Annotated in this window: 21 protein-coding genes and 1 pseudogene; 6 read left to right on the top strand and 16 right to left on the bottom strand. The window is 65.6% G+C overall.

Features of this window, described 5'->3' with window-relative positions; all coding sequences use genetic code 11:
* Position 1: 1 nt before the first annotated feature.
* From P1K32_RS01395 to P1K32_RS01350, 11 genes and pseudogenes are all read right to left on the bottom strand, one after another.
* Positions 2-1639, bottom strand: a complete 1638-nt coding sequence (locus tag P1K32_RS01395; protein ID WP_276250947.1) for a potassium channel family protein — start codon at positions 1637-1639, stop codon at positions 2-4.
* An 80-nt stretch (positions 1640-1719) separates the two neighbouring features.
* A complete protein-coding gene (locus P1K32_RS01390) occupies positions 1720-2808 on the bottom strand; it encodes an ABC transporter permease (protein ID WP_276250946.1) in 1089 nt (362 codons plus the stop codon).
* The gene (locus P1K32_RS01385) at positions 2801-4750 is read right to left on the bottom strand and encodes a PrsW family intramembrane metalloprotease (protein ID WP_276250945.1); all 1950 of its coding nucleotides are present in this window, start codon (positions 4748-4750) and stop codon (positions 2801-2803) included. The genes P1K32_RS01390 and P1K32_RS01385 overlap by 8 nt, the downstream gene beginning before the upstream one ends.
* Positions 4751-5653 (bottom strand): ABC transporter ATP-binding protein, encoded by a 903-nt coding sequence (locus tag P1K32_RS01380; protein ID WP_276250944.1) that lies wholly within the window; start codon positions 5651-5653, stop codon positions 4751-4753. It lies immediately after the preceding gene.
* A gap of 109 nt (positions 5654-5762) precedes the next feature.
* A pseudogene (locus tag P1K32_RS17730) lies at positions 5763-5906 on the bottom strand (RNA-guided endonuclease InsQ/TnpB family protein); the annotation flags it as partial.
* Between the two features lie 43 nt (positions 5907-5949).
* Positions 5950-6186: a transcriptional regulator gene (locus P1K32_RS01375; protein ID WP_276250943.1), complete on the bottom strand. Its 237-nt coding sequence runs from the start codon at positions 6184-6186 to the stop codon at positions 5950-5952.
* Positions 6187-6402: 216 nt separating this feature from the next.
* Positions 6403-7395: a sensor histidine kinase gene (locus tag P1K32_RS01370; RefSeq protein ID WP_276250942.1), complete on the bottom strand. Its 993-nt coding sequence runs from the start codon at positions 7393-7395 to the stop codon at positions 6403-6405.
* A gap of 173 nt (positions 7396-7568) precedes the next feature.
* On the bottom strand, positions 7569-8441 hold the full coding sequence (gene sucD, locus P1K32_RS01365) for a succinate--CoA ligase subunit alpha (protein WP_276250941.1): 873 nt from the start codon (positions 8439-8441) through the stop codon (positions 7569-7571).
* The gene (gene sucC / locus P1K32_RS01360; protein WP_276250940.1) at positions 8438-9586 is read right to left on the bottom strand and encodes an ADP-forming succinate--CoA ligase subunit beta; all 1149 of its coding nucleotides are present in this window, start codon (positions 9584-9586) and stop codon (positions 8438-8440) included. Before sucC ends, sucD begins: the two co-directional genes overlap by 4 nt.
* Positions 9587-9734: 148 nt before the next feature.
* Positions 9735-10016, bottom strand: coding sequence for a hypothetical protein (locus P1K32_RS01355; protein ID WP_276250939.1), 282 nt, complete (start codon positions 10014-10016; stop codon positions 9735-9737).
* A 52-nt stretch (positions 10017-10068) separates the two neighbouring features.
* Positions 10069-10236 carry a hypothetical protein gene (locus tag P1K32_RS01350; RefSeq protein ID WP_276250938.1) on the bottom strand — a complete coding sequence of 56 codons (168 nt, stop codon included), beginning with the start codon at positions 10234-10236 and terminating at the stop codon, positions 10069-10071.
* A gap of 129 nt (positions 10237-10365) precedes the next feature.
* Between P1K32_RS01350 and P1K32_RS01345 the strand changes: the two genes are divergently transcribed.
* Positions 10366-11133, top strand: a complete 768-nt coding sequence (locus tag P1K32_RS01345; RefSeq protein ID WP_276250937.1) for an NAD-dependent protein deacylase — start codon at positions 10366-10368, stop codon at positions 11131-11133.
* Here P1K32_RS01345 and P1K32_RS01340 read toward each other — a convergent pair.
* Positions 11130-11561: a DUF5793 family protein gene (locus P1K32_RS01340; protein ID WP_276250936.1), complete on the bottom strand. Its 432-nt coding sequence runs from the start codon at positions 11559-11561 to the stop codon at positions 11130-11132. The two genes, P1K32_RS01345 and P1K32_RS01340, sit on opposite strands and share 4 nt — an antisense overlap.
* Positions 11562-11745: 184 nt before the next feature.
* On the opposite strand from P1K32_RS01340, the gene P1K32_RS01335 reads away from it, so the two are divergent.
* The 3 genes from P1K32_RS01335 (at position 11746) to P1K32_RS01325 (ending at position 16436) form a co-directional block, all read left to right on the top strand.
* Positions 11746-12246 (top strand): DUF7549 family protein, encoded by a 501-nt coding sequence (locus P1K32_RS01335; protein ID WP_276250935.1) that lies wholly within the window; start codon positions 11746-11748, stop codon positions 12244-12246.
* A gap of 109 nt (positions 12247-12355) precedes the next feature.
* Positions 12356-13978 (top strand): type II/IV secretion system ATPase subunit, encoded by a 1623-nt coding sequence (locus P1K32_RS01330; protein WP_276250934.1) that lies wholly within the window; start codon positions 12356-12358, stop codon positions 13976-13978.
* A gap of 1 nt (position 13979) precedes the next feature.
* On the top strand, positions 13980-16436 hold the full coding sequence (locus tag P1K32_RS01325) for a type II secretion system F family protein (protein WP_276250933.1): 2457 nt from the start codon (positions 13980-13982) through the stop codon (positions 16434-16436).
* A 49-nt stretch (positions 16437-16485) separates the two neighbouring features.
* Here P1K32_RS01325 and P1K32_RS01320 read toward each other — a convergent pair whose 3' ends face one another.
* Together P1K32_RS01320 and P1K32_RS01315 are read right to left on the bottom strand one after the other, a co-directional pair.
* Entirely contained in the window at positions 16486-17241 is a 756-nt protein-coding gene (locus P1K32_RS01320) for an alpha/beta fold hydrolase (protein ID WP_276250932.1), read from the bottom strand.
* Positions 17242-17301: 60 nt separating this feature from the next.
* Positions 17302-18000, bottom strand: a complete 699-nt coding sequence (locus P1K32_RS01315) for a helix-turn-helix domain-containing protein (RefSeq protein ID WP_276250931.1) — start codon at positions 17998-18000, stop codon at positions 17302-17304.
* Between the two features lie 136 nt (positions 18001-18136).
* Here P1K32_RS01315 and P1K32_RS01310 point away from each other — a divergent pair, with 136 nt between their 5' ends.
* On the top strand, positions 18137-18883 hold the full coding sequence (locus P1K32_RS01310) for an MBL fold metallo-hydrolase (protein WP_276250930.1): 747 nt from the start codon (positions 18137-18139) through the stop codon (positions 18881-18883).
* A gap of 242 nt (positions 18884-19125) precedes the next feature.
* Entirely contained in the window at positions 19126-19479 is a 354-nt protein-coding gene (locus P1K32_RS01305) for a DUF7344 domain-containing protein (RefSeq protein WP_276250929.1), read from the top strand.
* Between the two features lie 41 nt (positions 19480-19520).
* On the opposite strand, the gene P1K32_RS01300 is transcribed toward P1K32_RS01305, so the two are convergent.
* Positions 19521-19682 (bottom strand): hypothetical protein, encoded by a 162-nt coding sequence (locus tag P1K32_RS01300; protein ID WP_276250928.1) that lies wholly within the window; start codon positions 19680-19682, stop codon positions 19521-19523.
* A 63-nt stretch (positions 19683-19745) separates the two neighbouring features.
* Complete coding sequence (locus tag P1K32_RS01295; RefSeq protein ID WP_276250927.1) at positions 19746-20849, bottom strand: DNA topoisomerase IV subunit A; 1104 nt, start codon at positions 20847-20849, stop codon at positions 19746-19748.
* Position 20850 lies beyond the last annotated feature (1 nt).

Genomic DNA, 20850 nt, shown 5'->3' with positions numbered 1-20850 from the left:
GTCAGTCGACGAACCGCTGCTCGAACCGCGTGATGGCCTCGTCGGTCCCGGCGACGATGACCTCGTCACCGGCCTCGAAAGTGAACGCCGCCGGGTCGAAGTCGGTTATCGTCTCGCCGTCTCGGAGTATCCCGACGACGGTACAGCCCGTCTCCGTCCGGACCGACTCGTCGACGATGGTGGTTCCGACCAGTCCGTCCGCTGGGAGGCGTACCACGCTGAACTGGCGGTCGTACGCCAGCATCGTCTCGTCCTCGAACACCGTCGAGGCCAGCATCCGCCCGCTCACAGTCGCCAGCGACTGGACGTAGTCCGCACCGGCGCGGTACAGCTTCTGGACGTCGGCGTGGTCGTTGGCGCGCACGACGATGTGGAGGTCCGGGTTCAGCTCGCGGGCGATGAGCGTCGTGAAAATCGCCGTCGTATCGTCGCCGACTGTCAGCAACAGCGCAGTGGCGTCTGCGATGCCCGCCGCCTCCAGTACGTCCGGGTCGCTCGCGTCGCCGGTGACGTCGACGTTCTCGTGGTCCTCGAGGTCGAGGACCGTAAGCTGAGAGCCGGTCCCGTCGAGCAGGTCGTAGGCCGCCTGCCCGGAGTCCCCGTACCCCGCCAGCAGGATTCGCTGTGGTCCGAACTCACGGACTCTGGACGTGGTCGCCTCCTGCAGGCTGGTCACCTGTGTCGGCTCACCGGCGACCAGGAGCCGCGTCCCGCCGGTCAGGACGTCGTCGGCCTCGACCGGCGTCTCGAAATCGCCGTCGAACCAGGCGCCGATGACGTTCACGCCGAACCGCTCGCGCAACTGCGCCTCGCCGAAGGTCTCCCCCGCGAAGCCGCTGTCTGGGGCGATAGTCAGCTCGGCCAGCTGGAGGTCCTCGTCTATCGGTACGCCCTCCCTGATGTCTGCCGTGACGGTGGTGGGCACCTGCCGAGAGAGGCTCTCACCGAGCAGCTGTCGGGGCGAGAGAACCTCGTCGGCGCCGGCGGCGCGGTGGTACCGGGCGAGCGACGCGTCCTCGACGAGCGTCACCACCCGGACGTCGGGACAGACGTCCCGCGCCGAGAGCGCGATACTGGCGTTCGTGTCGTCGGCCCCGTCGGCGACCACGGCGACGGCGTCGTCGATGGACGCGTTTCGCAGCGTGGCAGTGGCCTCTGGGTCGCCGAGCAGCACCTGATACCCCGCCGTCTGGAGGTCTGTCGCGTCGTCCTCGTCGGCGACGACGAGCACGTACTCCCGGCCGCGTGCGTCGAGCTCCGAGATGAACGCGTCTGTCCTGGCGGTGTGGCCACAGACGACGACGTGGCCACTGAGTCCCGCGCGTCGCTCGGGCGCCGAGGGGGCGAGCGACCGTCGGAGCCACGGCACGACGAAGACGTCCACCGCGGCGAGGATGAGCCCGATACCGGTGAGTTGCATCAGTATCACCAGCAAATTCATCCAGAGCGTGTCCCACCCCGCGTCCTCGCCGTAGCCGGTCGTCGTGAACGTCTGGAAGACGACCTCGAGCGACCGGTAGAGCGGTTGGGGCCGGTTTTCGAGGGTCGCCATCCCGTAGTTGTAGACGAGGGTGAACACCACCGTCGTGACGGCGACCGCGAGGAGATAGTAGGCGGTTCGACGCGAGCGGTCGTTCATGCTGGGACGTACTGCTGAGCGAGGGATAATCGCTCTGACGGATGCCTGCCGGCGAGGGAGAAGACCTCGCTGCTCGGCGGTCAGAACGCGCTGGCGTCGACGCTGTCGACGTACTTCCGTGCCGCGGCGTAGCCTGCGAGCGCGACCGCAAGCGTCCCGAAGACCGTCGCGTAAGTCGACAGCGTCGGGCTGTCGACGGCGAGCTTCGCAACCGTCGTCGCCGGGTGTTCGGGCAACACCACGGCGGCCCCGAAGACGACAAGCGTCAGCACCGAGTACAGCAGCTGCGCGGGCCGTCGTTTCCCGGTCGCGACGCCCAGCACGACACCGATGGTGACGACCACCGCCGCGACGGCCGCGACGAACAGGAGGATGACGGCCACGTTCGCCACTCGGATGCCGTTGACCGAAAGCAGCAGAATCCACAGCAGCGACTGGGCGGGCGCCAGCAGCGCCATCCCCAGGGCCTTCCCGTCGACGATGTCGAGCAAGGAGACGGGCGCGACGCGGAGCAGTTCCAGGGTCCCGCGTTCCATCTCCTCGGTGATGGTGTCGACGGCCACCGACCCGCTGATGAACGCGGGGAGGAAGAGCAGTAGCGGAATCAAGACAGTGTAGGTAAAGCCGAAGTAGGGGCTGGCACTGACCTCCGGTGGCAGGGGAACCGGATTCTCCTCCAGTGAGCCGGCCCGGTCGAACCGCTCCTGGCGCTCCAGGGTCTCCAACACTCGGCGGACGTTGACGACGATGAGCGTCGAGCGAATCGACCCCTCGGGGATGCGAGCCGTGACTGATATCTCTGTCCCGGGCCCGTCGCTCGACTCGACGTAACTGGCGTTCAACAGGGCGTCCACGCGGCGCTCTTCGAAGGCCAGCTGTGCGTCCCTGCTGCTGTTGAACGCCTGCGTCTCCACGCTGTCGTGTTCGGCTGCGGCTTGCTCCAGTTCGTCCTGGGCGTCGCCGGTGACCGCCATCTCGACCTCGCCGGTCGAGACGGAGCCGGGGTCGTACAGCGAGGTGAGCCCCACGACGAGGAACGACGAGAAGCCGGCCACGAACAGCTGGATGAGCAGGGCCAGCACGATGGTCTTCTCGCGGGAGAGCGAGCGCACGTCCCGGCGGGCGACCACGATTCGTGGGTCCCGATACCAGGGGCGGTCGTCAGGCAAGGCTACTCACCACCGTGAGGTTGTAGGCGAAGTGAACGACGACGGCCACCCCGACGCCGGCGACGTACGCCAACCGGCCCCGCTGGGCGCCGACCGAGGAGATGGCTGCCGTCACCGCGTGCAAGGCCAGCGGCGCAAAGAGGAACAGTAACGCGACGGCCCAGAGCGGGACGCCGGCGGGCGGCGTCGCCCCCTGGACGGCGGCGTCGCCGATCGGCAGGCTCTCCAGGTCCGAGAGTCGGACGATGAGCAGCCCCTTCTCGGCGATGAAAAAGCCAAGGCCCGAGAGCGCGCCCAGCCCGATGGCCGACCGGAGCCCCCGCTCGTAGCGAGCGTTGGCGTAGCCGGCATAGAGGTGGAGGCTCTTGCCCAGTTCCTCGACGAGAGCGACGACGCCCAGTACGAGCACGATGCCAAGCGACTGGTTCGTCCCGAAGACGTTCAGCGACACCGAATCGAGGACGAACAGGAACGCGACGGCGCCCAGTTCGGCGACGATGACGAAGGGGATGAGGATAGCGCTCATCTTCAGCGCGCTCTTGCGGCCCTTGATCTGGCCCGCCAGCGCGTCCAGTACCTTGAGCGGAATCGAGCGCTGGGTGAACATGTCCTCCTCGCGGTAGAGCCCCGCGCCGAGGCCGAAGAGGACGAGCGCGGTGAACAGCGGTGGGAGCGTCGAGAACGCGAACTCACCCAGCGCTATCGACCGGCCGGTGAGGTCCATCACGACCAGGGTGAGCGGCGAGATGAGCGCGATGGGCGTCACGTCGGTGAAGATGGCCGGTACGAACGCGTAGGAGGTCAACGTCACCGTGACAGTGACCGTGACGAAGGTCAGTTCCTTGAACGATCGCGCGAACATCGCGCCACAGAACGTCGCCGCCAGGAAGAGCATGGCGATGGGCAGGACCGCGGCCACCGCGATGAGGCTCCCGCTCGGCGCGATACCCGAGAACCGCAACAGGGCGGTGATAGCCGTCGCGACCCCCATCGCGCCGAGGAAGTACGGGAGCGTCTTCCCGCCGATGATGTCCACGCGCGAGGCCGGCGTCACGAGCAGGAGCTCGCCCCGGCGGTTCAGCCGCTCTGAGAGCATCGAGGAGCCGTAGGCCTGGATGACGAAGTTCATCGGGACGATGTAGAGGAAGGCGAGCACGAGCGACTCGAACGGGAAGGGCGGCGAGATGTCGCTTGGGGTCCCGCTATCGACGTCGCCGGTGAGCCGGGCGCCGATACCACCCAGGTTCGCTCCGCCGCCACCGCCAGCGGTTTCTCCGTCGCCGGTACTCTCGCCGGCGTCACCGCCGCCACCGTCGCCACCGTCGCCACCGCCGCCACCGTCGCCACCGCTTCCTCCGGCCGGCGTGGCACCGTCGTCGGTCGCGGTCCCGTTCCCACTGGCGGTGCCGTCGCTGTCGTTTCGATCGCCGGCGGTCGCGTCACCGCTCCCGTTAGCGCTCCCGTCGGTCCGGGTGTCGAGCGCACTGCTCCCGCCCTGTTCCTGATAGACCAGTGTCACCGAGACCGGGAACGCCGCGGTCTGATTGCTCTCTCGGGCCATCGTTCGGTCGTTGTACGACTCCGTACTGGTCCGGAGCGCCTCCAGTGCCGCCGCCTGCTTTTCGGTCTGTGGGCGGCTGAGCCGGTTCGGCCCGTAGAACGTCAGGTCCTGCTCACCGCGTTCGAACGCCTCGCGGTCGGGCGCCTGAGCTCTGAAGCTCGGGTCGTCTTCGACGACATCGTAGTACGGGTTCGACTCCTCGACCCCGACGCGGTAGATGTCCGCGTTCAGTCCGGGACCGCTCCCGCTCGCCGCGACAGCCGCGACAGACCCCATCGCGAGGACGGCCAGTACCATCACGACGACTGTCTTCCTGTCGACACCGCCGGCGTTTTTGGTCACCTCCCACTTCGCGACCCGCAGCAGCTTCGCGGGTCGCATCTACTCGCCGTCCTCCCCGACGTAGCGTGTGCCCCGAGTGCCGGCTTCGGCGACGTTGAGGAACACCTCTTCCAGGCTGGACTCCTCGGTGCGGATGTCGACCACCTGCCCGCCGGCGTCTTCCGCGGCGGTCCGGGTTTCCTCGACGGCGTCCATGCTCTCGACTTCCGTCCGGAAGTTGCCGTTCTCCCGGACCGCGTCGGGCACCTCGACGGTAGTGTAGACGTGATAGCGCGTCTCGCCGTACTCCGCCTGGAGTTCCTCGAGGTCGCCTCTGGCGACGATCTGCCCCTCGTTCATAATGGCGACTCGGTCACAGATAGACTCGACGTGAAAGAGGTTGTGCGCAGAGAAGACGATGGTCTTGCCGTCCTTTGCGAGCTGCTCGGTGAACTCGATGACGTAGTTCGTCGTCAGCGGGTCCAGCCCAGAGGCGGGCTCGTCGTAGATGAGCACGTCCGGGTCGTTGATGAGCGAGCGTGCGATTGCCACCTTGCGTTTCATCCCCTTGGACATATCGCCCAGCTTGCGCTCCTTGTGTTCGAGCTGTAGCTCGTCCAGTGTCTCGTGCATCCGTTGCTTGGCCACGTCGCCGGGGACATCGTAGAGGTCCGCGAAGAACTGCAGATAGGAGATAGGCGTCATCTCCTCGTACAGTGGCGACTCCTCCGGGAGAAAGCCCAGCTGCTGGCGCATCTCCGTCGTCTCGGTGTCCAGGCCGGCTATCTCGGCGGTCCCAGCCGTCGGCTCGAGCAGGCCGGCGAGCATCTTCAGGGTGGTCGTCTTCCCGGCCCCGTTGGGCCCGATGACTCCGAACACCTCTCCCCGGTCCACCGAGAACGTGCTCCCCTCGACGGCGACGAAATCGCCGTACTCCTTCCGAAGGTCACGGGCGTCTATCATCTGGCAAGCGGTTATGCCCGGACTAACCTATACTTTGGTACCGTTCTATCCGTTCTGTTGACATCCTCCCCGCCCTGAAGGGCGAGGATTCCCGACCGCCGTTGGGATATTATGGTTCGCGGTTCAGGACTTGTTCTCGTGGGGCGAGACAGCCCTCACTACGGTCGAACAGGTGAACCGCTGGCTGTGCCAACCAGCCGTTATCCCTATCGCCGCCGTCCGTGGCGAGACTCGGGAGTACCGTGACTCGAAGGCCGGATTGGAGTGTGGAAAAAGCCGGACGTGGCCGTGGAGAACTACTGTTTCGCTACGCGCGCGTCAGATACCTGGTGAATGTCCTCGTCGATTCCGCTGCCGTCACAGTCCTCGTTCGGACAGCGATAGTGCCATCCGTCCTCCGTCGCCGCTCGCTCGGTGAACCGACCGCCACACTCGTCGCAGTACAGCTGCCCGGCGGAGCAGGTGTCCAGGTGGAGTTCGAGTTCGAGCTCGGTCCCGAATGTCCGCTTGCAGTTCCGGCAGGTGTGGGGCATATCCGAATGTTCATATTCCGCCCTTATAGCTACACCGGAACGTTCACAACGCGCTCACGGACCGGCAGAAACGCCCTGTTCTGGACGGTTTTCCGACAATACCGACAAGTTCGGCCCGCCGCTATCGGCCCCGTGTCACACGGTTCGATGACCCTACCTCTGGATTGTCGTGGTGCCGTCTAACCGGGGCGACGATACCGGCATGAGAGTCCGTCTCTAGCGGGCCCGGACCTCGAACCTGGCGCCGCCGGCATCGCTCTCGGCCGCGTCGATGTCCCATCCGTGCGACGTCGCGATGCTCTCGGCGACGAACAGGCCGTACCCTTCCCCCTCGCGGGCCGTCCCGTATCCCTGTTCGAAGACGCGTTGCCGGTCCTCGGCGGGGATGCCAGGGCCGTCGTCGGCGACGTAGAACCCCGACTCGGTGTCGCCGACGGTGACGGTGGGGTCGTCGCCGTGGACGACGGCGTTCTCGAAGAGCCGTTCGAGAATGAGTCCGAGACAGTTGGGGTCTGCCTGCACCGTCGCCGTGGTCTCGACGCGGAGCTGCTCGGTCGAGCCGCCGCTGTCCCGCCATACCCGCTCGGCCATCTCGCCGAGGTCGACCGGTTCGGTGCCCTCGATGGGGCCGGCCACGCTCGCGACCGTCGAGAGCTCTGAAAGCAGCGACTGGACCCGCCCGACGGAGCGTTCTATAGCGTCGGTGTGTGTGTCCTCGACGTCGAGCAGTTCGAGTCGACCGGTGACGACGTTCAACGGGTTCTTGGCGTCGTGGGCGAGCGCCCCGACGATGGTCTTCCAGCGCTCGGCCTGGACGATGCCGTCCAGCGACGGCGTCCTGACGTGGGCCTCGATACGTGCTGCCAGTTCGCCGGCCCGGTCGTCCGACCACCCCGTGAGATATTCGGTGACACCGGTCGAGAGTGCTGTCTGGACCCGGTCTGGGTCGACGGCCTCGCTGACCAGCACGACCGGGAGCGCCCAATCGTCTCGACGGACACGTCGAAACGTTGCCACGCCGTCTGCCGCCGGCGGGTCGTCGACGACGACGAGCGCGTCCCCATCGGCCAGTTCGCCCGCCAGCTCGTCTTCGCCCGCAGCCACGACGGTGAGATGACTCCGTTCGGCCAGTACCGTCGGTAGCCTATCGATTCCCCCCGATTTCGCACCTGTGACCACGATCGTCCGTTCGGCTGCCCACTCGCTCATTCAGTAGGTGTTTGCAAACCTAGGTAAAGAAGGCGTCGGCCGCGCAGAGCAGGAATCCGGGGTTTCTGAGCCCCGTCCGCCGAATCCCTATCGACGGGCGCCGCAGAGTCATACCAATTCGTCTGCGGCTCTGCTGGTCGGCCGGATAAAACCGGCCAGCGGACGCCGCAGACCTATAGGAGGTCTTCTACGTGTTCGGCTACTTCGTTCGGCGTGTCGCCGACGGCGACACCGTTGTTCTCCAGCGCGTTGATTTTGGACTCGGCGGTGCCGGTCCCGGAGCCGGAGACGATGGCACCGGCGTGGCCCATCCGCTTGCCCGGTGGGGCGGTTCGGCCGGCGATAAAGCCGACGACGGGCGTGTCCATGTGCTCTCCGATGTAGCGGGCGGCTTCCTCCTCGTCCTCACCGCCGATTTCGCCACACATGGCGACGACGTGGGTGTCGGGGTCGGCCTCGAACAGTTCGAGGGCGTCGATGAAGTCCGTCCCGATGATGGGGTCGCCGCCGATGCCGATGGCAGTCGACTGGCCCAGCCCGCGCTCGGTGAGGTTGTCGACGACCTGGTACGTAAGCGTGCCAGAGCGTGACACAAGGCCGACGTTACCGGACGAGAAGATGTTGCCGGGCAGGATGCCGAGCTTGGCGACGCCGGGTGTGATGAGCCCGGGACAGTTCGGCCCGACGAGGTGCGTGTCGGTCTCCTCTAGCTTGCGGTAGACGCGAGCCATGTCCTGGGTCGGGATGCCCTCGGTGATGGCGACGACGAGGTCGAGTCCGGCGGCGTCGAGCGCCTCGAAGCAGGCGTCACCGGCGAAGGCCGGCGGGACGAACACGACTGACGCGTTGGCGTCCTCCTCGCGGACGGCCTGGTGGACGGTGTCGTACACCGGGACGCCGGCGACCTCCTGGCCGCCTCGGCCGGGCACCGCGCCCGCGACGACGTTGGTGCCGTATTCCAGCATCTGCTCGGTGTGGAACTTGCCCTCGCCGCCCGTGATACCCTGTACAACGACGCGCGTGTCTTCGTCGACTAGAACGCTCATTCTTCTTCCTCCTCCGCGTAACTAACCGCTCGCTGGACGGCGTCCTCCAGCGTGTGTTCGACCGTGACGAGGTCCTCGTTCAGAATCTCCATGCCCTCGGTGGCGTTGGTCCCGGCCAGTCGGACGGTGACGGGCTTGGGAATCTCCTCGAACTGCTCTAAGGCCTGGTTGATACCGTTTGCCACCTCGTCACCGCGGGTGATACCGCCGAAGATGTTGAAGACGACCGAATCCACGTTGTCGTCCGAAAATACCATATCCAGCGCGTTGGCGATGCGGTCGGCCTTCGCGCCGCCGCCGACGTCGAGGAAGTTCGCGGGCTCGCCGCCGTAGTAGTCCACGAGGTCGAGCGTCGTCATCACGAGACCGGCGCCGTTACCGATGATACCGACGTTGCCGTCGAGTCGGACGTAGTCGAAGCCGTACTCGTCGGCCTTCTGTTCGAGTTCGTCGCCGTCGGCGGCTTCCTCGCCCATCTCCTGCAGCTCGGGCTGGCGGAAGAGGGCGTCCCCGTCGATGTTCATGACGGCGTCGGCCGCCACCACGTCACCGTCACTGGTTATCATCAGCGGGTTGACCTCGACGTCCGCGCCGTCGCGGTCGTCCCAGAGCTGATACAGCGTCGTCAGGACGCGCGCGACGTCGTTTGCGACCTCGCGGTCGACGCCGGCATCGTACACAGCCTTGCGCGCCTGGAACGGGTGCATCCCGAAGGCAGGGTCGACGTGTTCGCGGGCGATAGCCTCGGGGGTCTCCTCGGCGACCGACTCGATGTCGACGCCGCCTTTCGTCGAGACCATGGCGACGGGACGGCCCTCGCCGCGGTCCATCGTCACGCCGACGTACAGTTCGTTGACGAAGTCGACGGCTTCCTCGACGAGCACCTTCGAGACGTGAAAGCCCTTGAGGTCCATCCCGAGGATGGCATCGGCCGCCTCGCGGGCCTCCTCGGCGTCATCGACGAGTTTGATGCCACCGGCCTTCCCGCGGCCGCCGACGTGTACCTGTGCCTTGATAGCGACCGGATAGCCGATCTCTTCGGCCGCATCGACGGCCTCGTCGACTGTCTCGGCCAACGTGGACGCAGGTGTCGGGACGCCCGCATCGGCGAAGACCTGTTTCGCCTGGTATTCATGCAATCGCATGTCATACTGATGGGCGGGGCGGGGCGGTTTAAATCCGTCTTTCGCGGACGGTGCCGCCGGGTGTCTCGGCGGCAGATTCGTACAGAAATTCCCCGTAGAATCGAACGTTCCGGTAGCTACCTGGCCCGCTGTCGGTACTGCCGTGGAGTTACGTGGCCGACCCGTGCCGACTTTCCCGCCAGCGAGCCCTGGCCCGCAGGACGCCCGTGCCGGTGAGCAACACGGCCTGATGGAGGGCCGTCCCGAGGGCGATGGCCCCGGCGACGCTCACGCCGACGACCCAGACCGGCGCGCCCTGGACCAGCAAGACGACGAGTACCATCGCGGCTGCCATCGCACCGTTTCGTACCGCACAGCGCCACTCCGCGGCGAGCAACGCCGGGAGACTGGCCTCCAGCGTCTCCTCGTCGGCGAGACGGTCGAAGCACATACACGAAACTTGGGCCGGAGACGCCTAAATCCTCGCACGAAACCCTGTCTGTTCAGGGCAAGAAATCGGCCTGACAGGCGGGACAGGTGAGCATCCCACAGCGGTCGGTGCAGTGTCGTTCGTTCTCGCACAGTTCACACTCGGTTATCTCGCCGTACCGCGGTCCGTCGCTCGTCGAGCCGTTCGTCAACGCCGATATATCGCGACTGGAGGGGTTCATCTGGCCGTCGTAATGTAGGATATATAACCTTATAACTCCAATTTTCCCACGGTCCAGCGAGCGTAGATTACGGTGACAGTGGCGCTGTCGTGCGACGCTGTTTTGGCGGTCGGGTTCGCTCCTGGACCTATGAACGACGACGCACTCGATTCGCTCGGGGCCGCGGTCCGCACCGCCGACACCACTGTCGCGCTGTCGGGCGCGGGCGTCTCGACGGCCTCTGGCATTCCGTCGTTCCGGGGTGAGGACGGTATCTGGGCCGAGTGGGACCCGAAGGCGTTCCATCGCCGGCGCCTCGACGCCGACCCGGCCGGGTTCTGGGCCGACCGTATCGAGCTTCGCGCGGAGCTGGTCGGGGGCGACCCCGAGCCAAATGCCGCACACGACGCGCTCGCGGCGATGGAAGGCGACGGCCACCTCGAGGCGGTACTCACACAGAACGTCGACGGGCTCCACACGGCCGCCGGGAGCGCTCACGTCGTCGAACTCCACGGGACGAACCGACGGGTACGCTGTGACGACTGCGGGACGACCGAACCGGCCGAGCCGGTGTTCGACCGGGCGGCCGACGCGGCGAGTGCGGGCACAGACGCCTCGCTCCCGCCCCGCTGTGACTGTGGTGGCATCTACCGGCCCGACGTGGTGCTGTTCGGCGAGTCACTCGCCGATGCGGCGCTGGCGGAGGCCCAGCGGCTGGCCCGCGAGAGCGACGTGTTCCTGGCCGTGGGGTCGTCGCTGTCGGTCCGGCCCGCCGCGCTGTTGCCCAGAATCGCCCTGGAGGCGGGCGCGACGCTCGCCGTCGTGAACTTCGACGCCACGTCCCACGACGAGGCGGCTGACTATGTGTTTCGCGAGGACGTGACGACCGTGCTGCCGGCACTGTGCGACCGGCTCTAGAGTTCGACGCTGCCCGGAATGAGGCTGCGGTTGCGCAGGAGGTCCCCTTCCTGGTCGTACACCAGCAGGATCGATTTCTCGTAGACCAGCGACTTCCCGTTGCTGTCGGTCAGCCGCACCTCGTACTCACCGTCCCCGTCGTGTCGCTGGGCCGCCGAGACGAGTGCATCCACCGCTTCGACGGGAGCGGCCACCTCGAAGATGAACTCCCCGGTCAGCCGGTCAGTCAGCGAGAGGACACCGTCGTCGGAGTCGGCCTGGTGACGGAACGCCACGTCTAATTCGCTGGAGTCTAGCGTCGCCTCCGCTGTTTCGGTGAGGCGGTCCCGAAGCCCGCCAGACGGGCCGGTGTACTCTATCGCTATCGTGGGGATACCGTCGTCGCCCGGTTCCGGCCGGAAGTCGATGGTGAAGTAGTCGCGCCTCATTCGGATAGGGTAGCTTGGATGGCCGTCCCAAAGAACGTATCGGCGCGCTATCCCGTGGCTGACACTGCCGGCTGTGTGTTCGTAAAGAATATCGCCCACTCCGGGTGGCGGCGTATCTCAGTTTGTTACAGCCGGCGGTGTGACCGGTAGCTTTTACACGGTCGACGGTGGCCCTGCAAACAGCATGGCGTGGGTCAAATCCGAGTACGCCGGTGAACTGGCAGTGCTGTCGACGTGGCTAGTGGCCGTCGCGCCCTGGTCGGTCTCCGTCTTCGGGAACGGGCAGATAACGGGCGTCGTGTTTCGGTTTCTCCCCTTCAGAATCCAGTATCTGTACGGCGTCTCCATCCCGAACGAACTGAACTTCGTCTGGGCCTGGCGGGTGATGGAGTTCCCGGACAACATCGGCCGTGCGGCCGTCCTCTGGACGCTCGCACTGGCTGTGCTGGCCGTCGCCGTCGGCGCCAGCGCCTACTACTACCATCGCGAGATGGAGTTCACCGACCTGCTCCCGCTCCACCCGGTTCGACTCTTCGGTGGCTTGCTCGGCGTCGGCGGCCTGCTCGTGCTGGTCGCGACGGTCTTGCTGAACCTCGAGGGCGGATTCCTCGGGACGACGATTCCCGTCGGCGCGCTGGTCGCGCCGGTGCTCGCCGCCGTCCTGCTCACTGCCGACCTGACCTAGCCCCGGCCGACCAGTTCTCAGGTCTGAACACAGTTGCCGAGTCGGCGAGCGAATTTAAGTAGCTGGCAACCAAACCCAGTCTACATCCACGGCACCTACCTCTTTACCGATGTCTAACCCTGAGACACCCGACCCCGGCGACAGCGTCCAGAACCCCCTGGGCCAGCTACAGGCGTGGCTCTCCCGGACCGCCACCATCCTGTCTGGGACGGCGGTGCCGGAATCGAACTACGACCCGGCCCGCCACGGGACGCTGACTCGCTTTTCGGGCCTGGAGGGGTGGGAGGAACTCGAACGCTACTGGCTCAACGCCCCGTTCGCCTTCGTCTCCATCAACCGCGACCCCGAGACCGACGAGAAGCGATACCACGTCGTCGAGCCGTCGTTGTCTGATTTCGAGTCCGAACTGCTCGACCGACTGTACGAGGACATCCGCGGGCCGCTCATCTACCGCGACGGCGTCGACGACGACCCCGAACACGCGCTTCGCGAGGAGCTGTACGACCGGCTGGAAGAGTACGGCGTCGTCATCGAGGCCGAGACCTTCTACCGGCTCTTTTATTACCTCTATCGCTCGTTCCAGGGCTATGGCCTCATCGACCCGCTGATGCACGACCCGGCCATCGAGGACATCTCCTGTGACGGCTCGGACCTCCCCATCTTCGTCTACCACGACGAGTACACCGACATCGAGACGAACATCGCCTTCGAGGAACAGGAGCTGAACAACTTTGTCATCCAGCTCGCCCAGCGGTCGGGCCGGCACGTCTCCATCTCTGACCCCGTCGTCTCGACGACGCTGCCGGACGGTTCCCGTATCGAACTGGCACTGGGCGAGGAGGTCACCCCGCGCGGGTCGGCCTTTACCATCCGGAAGTACGCCGACGAACCCTTTACGCCCATCGACCTGCTGAACTTCGGCACCTTCTCCCTGGAGATGCTCGCCTACCTCTGGCTGGCCATCGAGTCCAACAAGTCGCTCATCTTCGCCGGCGGGACCGCGGCCGGCAAGACCACCTCGATGAACGCGCTGGCGATGTTCATTCCGCCCCGCTCGAAGGTGCTGACCATCGAGGACACCCGCGAGCTCTCGCTGTACCACGACAACTGGCTCTCCTCGGTCACGCGGGAACGGTTGGACGACTCCGATATCACGATGTACGACCTGCTTCGCTCCGCCCTGCGCCACCGGCCGGAGTACATCATCGTCGGGGAGGTCCGAGGCGAGGAGGCCATCACGCTGTTCCAGGCGATGAACACCGGCCACACGACCTTCTCGACGATGCACGCAGACTCCGTCCAGACGGTAATCAACCGCCTGGAGAACGAGCCCATCAACGTCCCGCGGCCGATGGTCCAGAGCCTCGATATCCTCTGTGTGCAGGTGCTGGCCCGTTCGGGCGACGAGCGGGTCCGCCGGGCGAAGACGCTCGCGGAGATTGAGGGCATCGACCAGCGGACCGGCGAACTGGACTACTCGACGACCTACGCGTGGGAAGCGACGCGGGACTCCTTCCAGGAACGCAACAGCGAGCTCGTCGACGAGATACGCGAGGAACGGGGCTGGAGCCAGTCCGAACTGCTCACCGAGATAAACGACCGCAAGCGCTTCCTCACTTTCCTCCAAGAGCGCGGTGTCACCGACTACCGTCGCTTCACCGCGATGGTCAACAAGTACTACGCGGACAAAGCCCAAGTGATGGAGCGAATCGGCTCCACAGAGTCAGCGTAAGATGGCGCTGAACCCGCTGGGACTGGCACCGCTTCTGGTCGTCGTGGGGGTTCTCGCTCTCGTCTTCCTCTCCTCGGCCAGCGATGCCGTCGAACGCCGGCTGACGCGTATCGCCCGACGGCTCTTCGGTCGGTACGTCAGCGACTCGCCGGAGCGCGAGCGCCAGCTCGAGGCCGCCTACGTCGGCCAGTCCTACCGGACCTACGCCACGCGGACCTACTTTTACACCGGGCTGGCAGCCATCGGGGGCGCCATCGCCGGCGCCTACGCAGTCGGCGGGTTCCTCCTGCTTGTCCCCACCATCGTCGACCTCATGATGGGGCTGCCGCGGACGATGGTCAACGTGCTCGGCATCCGGGGGTTCGAACTCGTCCTCTCTGAGACCCAGACACTGGCCATCCTCATCACGAGCGGCGTCGTCTTCGGCGGCGTCACGGCGCTTTTGACCTACGTGATGCGCTGGGAGATGCCCAAAAGCAGGGCAGACGTGCGCCAGCGGAACATCGACGCGGGGATGGCCCGGACCATCGCGTTCATGTACGCCCTCTCCCGAGGTGGGATGTCCTTCCCGGAGGTGATGACGGTCCTTGCGAAAAACGAGGAGATATACGGCGAGAACGCCCGGGAGTTCGGCGTCGCCGTCCGCGAGATGGACCTGTTCGGCCAGGACATGCTATCGGCCATCAAACGGATGAACCGGCGGACGCCCAGCGAGCGGTTCAAGACCTTCTCAGAGAACCTCTCGTCAGTCCTCCAGAGCGGCCAGTCGCTCTCGTCGTTCCTGCACAACCAGTACGAGCGCCACCAGGAGGAGGCCGAAGAGCGCCAGGCGGACCTGCTGGAGTCGCTTGCGACCGTCGCCGAGGCGTACGTCACCATCTTCGTCGCCGGCGTCCTCTTTCTCATCACTATCCTGATGGTGTTCGGGCTGACGACGACGGACACCCTCCCGTTCCTCCAGCTGCTTGGCTATCTCGCGATTCCGCTCGCGAACGTCGGGTTCATGGTGTATCTCAACCAGAAGCTCTCCGCGCTGGGCATCGGCGAGACCGGCACGACGAGGGCGCTGGAACGTGTCAGGACTGCCACGCTCGGGCGACCGTCGGACGCCAGTGGCGCGACCGGGCTGACGGACGGTGGCACCGTGCGCGATGGGAACCCCAACTGGGCGCGGCTGCGATTCCACGACCGGCTGGGCTCTCTCAAGGCAGCCCTGCGCTCGCCCGCTCGAACGCTCGTCTGGAACCCGACGCACGTGCTCTATATCGCGGTTCCCGTCGCACTCGTGCTGTTTGCCGTCCGCCTCCCGTCGGCGTTCCAGACCAGCTCTGTCAACGTCCGGATTCTGGACGACCTGGTCGTCCAGTCGCTGCTCCTGGTGCTTGGCTCCTTTGCGGTCGTCCGGACCATCTACACTCGGCGGGTCAGCCGCATCGAGGCGGCGACCCCCGAACTCCTGGAACGGCTCGCCAGCCTCAACGAGGCCGGAATGACACTCGTCGAGAGCGTCCGGCGGGTCCGTGGGAGCGACGTGGGCGTGCTCAGCCCGGAGGTCGAGCGCATCTGGGCCGATATCAGAATGGGCGCGAACGTCGACGACGCGCTCGTCCGCTTCGGCCGCCGCATCCGGACGACCGCCATCTCCCGCGTCGTCACGTTGCTGACGAAGGCGATGCACGCCTCGGGACAGCTGGGGCCGGTGTTGCGAATCGCGGCTACGCAGGCTCGGGCCGACCACCGCCTGCGCAACCGCCGGCGCCAGCAGATGCTGACGTATCTCGTGGTCATCTACATCTCGTTTTTCGTCTTCCTCGTCATCATCGTCGCCGTCCAGGAGGTGCTCGTCCCGGCGCTCCCGTCGTCGGTTCCCACGCCCGAGAACACGAATCGTCTCGCCGTCAACACCGACCAGTTCGCCCGCCTCGGCCAGGTGGACAAGGCCGCCTACACGCTCGTGTTCTTCCATATCGCGCTCATTCAGGCCGTTCTGACCGGGTTCATCGGTGGCCAGCTCGGCGAAGGGAGCCTCAAAGACGGGGCCACACACGCCGCCGTCCTGCTGGGTATTGCCTACGTCGCCTTCGTCCTGCTCTCCTCGCCGGTTGCCTCGATGACCGTCGAGAACCCCAACGTCGAGGGCGGCCAGCTCACCGTCGACTCGGCGTCGATGTCCAGCGGCGGCTTCGTCGTGGTCCACGCCCAGGACGCCGAGGGCACAGTCCTGGGCACCTCGGGGTACCTCGAACCGGGCTCGCACAAGGACGTGGTGATCACGCTCGATGAACAACCGCCCGACCGGCAGCCGCTGGTGCTGGTCGCCCATCAGGACACGAACGAGAACCAGCAACTGGACTACGACTTCGAGAACCCGGGTGAGACCGACGAGCCCTATCCCGCGGCCGGACAGAGCGAGTTCGTCTCCATAACCGTGGAGTTACCCGAAGGGAGCGAGGGGTAGTGTCGGCCGAAAGAGGGCGTCAGCGGGGAGAGAGCGGACCGAGGACCGATTACTGCCCGATGTTGGAGAGGGCCGGGGCGACCGAGTCCGGAGCCGACTGAATCCCCACGTGGCCGGCGTCGACCTCCACGAGGCGACTGTCCTCGAGGCGCGTGTCGAGTTCTCGGGCGCCAGCACGGAGATGCGGCGCGCTGTGCTCGCCTGTCAGCAGTGTCACCGGGGCATCGATGTCGGACGCCTCGGGGAGCTCGTACCCGTCGAGGGCGGCCTGCTCACGGAGGACCGTGTCCGCGAGCCTGAAGTCGACGCCGTCCGGCCAGACCGGGAGCCGTTCGGGGTCGGGGATACCGACTTCTTCCTGGTAGAACAGTTTCATCGCGACTGTCCGTTCACCTGCTACACAGCGCTCGCGTAGCCGTGCCGTCAGGTCACCGGTGTCACGGTCACCGACCTGTACGGGCGGTTCGTACAGCACCAAGCGCTCGATATCGGTTTTCCGGGCCGTCTCCAGGGCGACGACGGCACCGTAGGAGTGACCGAAGACGGACACGTCGCCGTCGATGTCGTCGAGGACCGCACGCAGGTCGGCCACTTCGCGGGCCAGACTGTACGCCGCGGCGTCGCCGCTGTCGCCCCGGCCACGGCGGTCGGGGACGACGAACCTGAACTCGGGACCGAGCGCGCGGCGAAGCGGCTCCCAGGCACGACGTGTCACCGACCCGCCGTGGAGGAGGACGAGCGGGTGGCCGTCGCCGTGGTCTTCGTATGCGATACTGGTACCGTCTGTCGATGTCACTGTCTGCATTCCGGGACCTACTGGTCCGTGACCACGGGGAAAGGCCCTGACTCGTAATACTCCGGCTGTTTAAGTACTGTCCCCAGCGGGCAACGGCGACCACGTCCGCGCGACTGTCTCCTCGATGAGCTCCGTCTGGGCACGCCGGATGCGTTCGGACAGCGCCGACGGTGACAGCGACAGTTCCGCGGCGACCGTCGCCAGCGACGCGTCACGGGGGATGTCGAAGTAGCCCATCTCGTAGGCCGTTCGAAGCGCCTCGCGCTGGCGGTCGGTCAGCCCCTCGCCCGGTGGTTCCGGGTCGCCGTCCTCGGTGAGTCGGCGGAGCGTAAACCGGTCTTCCTGCTGCCAGAACGCCCTGAACCGGTCGAACGCCGCCCGGTCGGCGAACCAGCCGGTCTGTCGCCAGCCGTCGGGAGTCACCTCGATTCGCTCGACGATAGCGTCGGCCGTCGCGAGCTGTTCCAGCCCGTCGAGGTCCCCGAGGTGGTCGCCCAGCTGGTCCTCGAAACTCAGTGCGGGACGGAGCTGGTAGTGGCGTGTGTCGCCGGCCCGGCCGACGAGGGCCCAGCGGTCGACGTCGTGAGCGCTCTCGAAAGCCGATTCGACCGACCCGTTTGGGTCGCCGGTGACCGTGACGAGAAACCGTGGTCGGTTCCCGTGATTGTACTGCAGTTCCAGCACGAGCGTCGCCGTCGATCTCGCGGCTGCGACGCCGACCAGCGGAAGTGCTTCGCAGGCGATATCGAACTCGGCGACGAGGCCCATAGGGTCCACTCAGTGCTGGCACTGATATATCGGTCGGACTCCGATACCGGCGCTGGTGCCGGCCCTGCGACACCCGATGGGCTCGTCGGGTCGTCGGTACCGACAGTCGTAACTCGGCGCTGGCACAACGGTGGATATGACCATCCGTCACGACGGCATCACTGCAGAGTGGCTCGGCTACGCGACGCTTCGCCTGGCGAGCGACGACACCGTCGTCTACCTCGACCCCGGCCGTTACGGCGTGCTCACCGGCGAGTGGGGGCCGGACACTCCTGGCGTCGGGCATCCGCCGGCACGGGACTACGCCCCCCAGGACGGCGACATCGTCTGTGTGACCCACGTCCACCACTACGACCCGGACGGCATCCGCCGTGTGGCAAGCGAGGACGCCACGGTCGTCGCGTTCGACGGCATCAACGTCCACGCAACTGACCGCGACCTCGACCGGTTCGCGGACCTCGACTACGAGGTCCGAACGGTGTCGATGGAAGACGAGCTGCTCGTCGACGACGTCCCTATCTGGACGATGCCGGCGTACAATCGCGAGGACGGGCCGAACGTTCGCGCCGACGGTAGCCCAATCCACCCGAAGGGTATCGGCTGTGGGTTCCTCCTCGCTCTGGACGACACCCGGGTGTTCTGGCCCGGCGACACTGACGTGCTCGACGGCCACGCGGAACTGGACGTCTCGCTGTTCTGTCCCTCCATCGCGAGCAGCTTCACGATGGACCGCCACGACGCCGCCGGCCTCGCCGAGGCGATGGACCCCGACCTCGTCCTCCCGATTCACTACAACACGTTCGAAGCGCTCGAGGCCGATTCGGGCGCGTTCGCCGAGGACGTGGCGAGACGGGGCGTACCGGTCGTACTGGACGAGCAGTAGCCATCCCTGTCGAGATGACAGTGTTCGAGTTGCGCTGCTCCCCGAACAGCGCTGTCTCTGTCGCGCCCGGAACGTGACACAGCAAAGAGTGTCTATATTTGTTAATCTACACGGCAATCTGGCCTATATATACAACTCTAGCGCAGAAAACAGCATAAATAGCTAGGTAATTTTGGTATAGCCCAAATTATCGGACATTCATGAGAGCAAGACTATTATGTCTGCTGTCCGAAATCATCGTAATGCCAGTCGCCGACGAACTCACTCTCTCCGGGCTCCTCGAACTGCTCAGTCACCCTCGTCGCCGCTTCGTTCTCGGTATCCTCGACGAGACAGATGGCGACGTGTCGATGGACTCGCTGGCGGAGCGTCTCACAGCCTGGGAGGTGGGTGATTCACCGGCCGACTCCAGTCCACCCGCTGTCGAGGACGTGAAACTGTCGCTCTATCACACGCATCTCCCGAAACTCGAAACGGCCGGCCTCGTCACCTATGACTCGAGACGCGTGCGGTACGACGTGGGCGAACCGACGGCCCTGTCGATAGATGGCCTGCTACAGGAGGAACGTGACAGCATGCTCGCAAACCGCTGTTGAGCGCCTCTATCGGACCTGGGCTGGGACAACGGACAGCACCCTCACGACACCTCTGTGAGTGACCCGAACTCGCTCCAGCACTCACAGTCTAAGTCCTCGATAGAAGAGACCTCGTCGGGGAACGAGGATATAGGCATCCCGTCGTCGAACTCACCGCAGTCCTCGCGGTGCAGCGAGAAATCGTCACTCGACATGACTGGCATACTCGAACGTACGGGAACGGCCGCTAAAATGCATTCGGAGCCGCCGAAATTGGCCGTCAGATACTATTCGATGATTCCCATCTCAGTGAGCCGCTCCGGAAGGTACGTCTCGGTGACGAAGTCCAGGCCTCGCGAGGCCAGTGCCTGCTGTTCGGCCTTCTTCCCGATGTCGAGCTGGAGCTCTATCTGCTCTTTCCAGAACTCCGTCTGGAAGCGGGGGTCCTCGAGCTCCGATTCCAGGGCGTTGATGTCCGAATCCGACAGCGGGTCTGTCGGGAGGTCGTACTCCACGATGTCGGCCGGTCGGATGCCGATGAACTGCGCTTCCGGCGTCGCCAGGTGCTCCGAGAGGTGGGCCGACTTGATGGAGCCGTAGGCGACCGAGCCGTAGATACGGTACGACCAGGGGTCCCCGTCAGTGAAGACCGTGACCGGCAGGTCCAGTTCGTCGTGGAGCCGCTTGGTGATGCGTCGGGTCGCCCGGGCGGGCTGGCCCTTGAGGTGGACGACAATGACGTTGTACTCCTCGTCGAACCCGTTCTCGACGAGCCGGTCGCGCATCCCACCGGTCTCCACGCAGAGGACGAAGTCGGCGTCGTTCTCCAGGAACTCGATGGTGTCCGGGTTGTTGGGAATCTGGTAGCCGCCTTCGCCCACGTCCTTCTGGCAGTGAATCTCCCGCTCACCGCGGCGGGTCTGCTCGCGGAGTTTCAGCGGGCCCATGATGGTCGCGCCGGACTCCTCCGGGCGCATGTGGAAGTCCTCGCGGGTGACGTCGGAGACGATTTCTAAGTCCTCGATGAGGTCGTTTGACTCGTCCTGGCTGTTGAACTGCGCCTCTTCGAGGTCCCACGACTCCGAGAGGTAGTACAGTTCACGCAGGGTCGAGGAGCGGTCCTCCTCCAGTTGCTGGGCGAGGAAATCGATGGCGTAGGTGGCTTTGAGGAGTTTCTCGGCGCCGGAGACGGTCTTGGCCGAGCGGGTCGACTTGCGGTCCCCGTACACCCAGACGTTCATGTCCTCGTCGTACTCGATGTTCGATTTGGTCCGCGTCGGGATAGACATCGTCGGCACGTCCCCCTCGGCGAACTGGTCGTAGAACTCCTCGGCGAGGCCGATGAGCTTCTCGCGGGCCTCCTCCTCCTGTGTCTTTGTCTCTGAACTCATA

This window comes from Haloarcula rara, from assembly GCF_029338235.1.
In the GTDB taxonomy this organism is placed as follows: Archaea; Halobacteriota; Halobacteria; order Halobacteriales; family Haloarculaceae; genus Haloarcula; species Haloarcula rara.
Note: the sequence above shows the minus strand (reverse complement) of the source record. Positions and strands in the feature narration are given on the sequence as shown.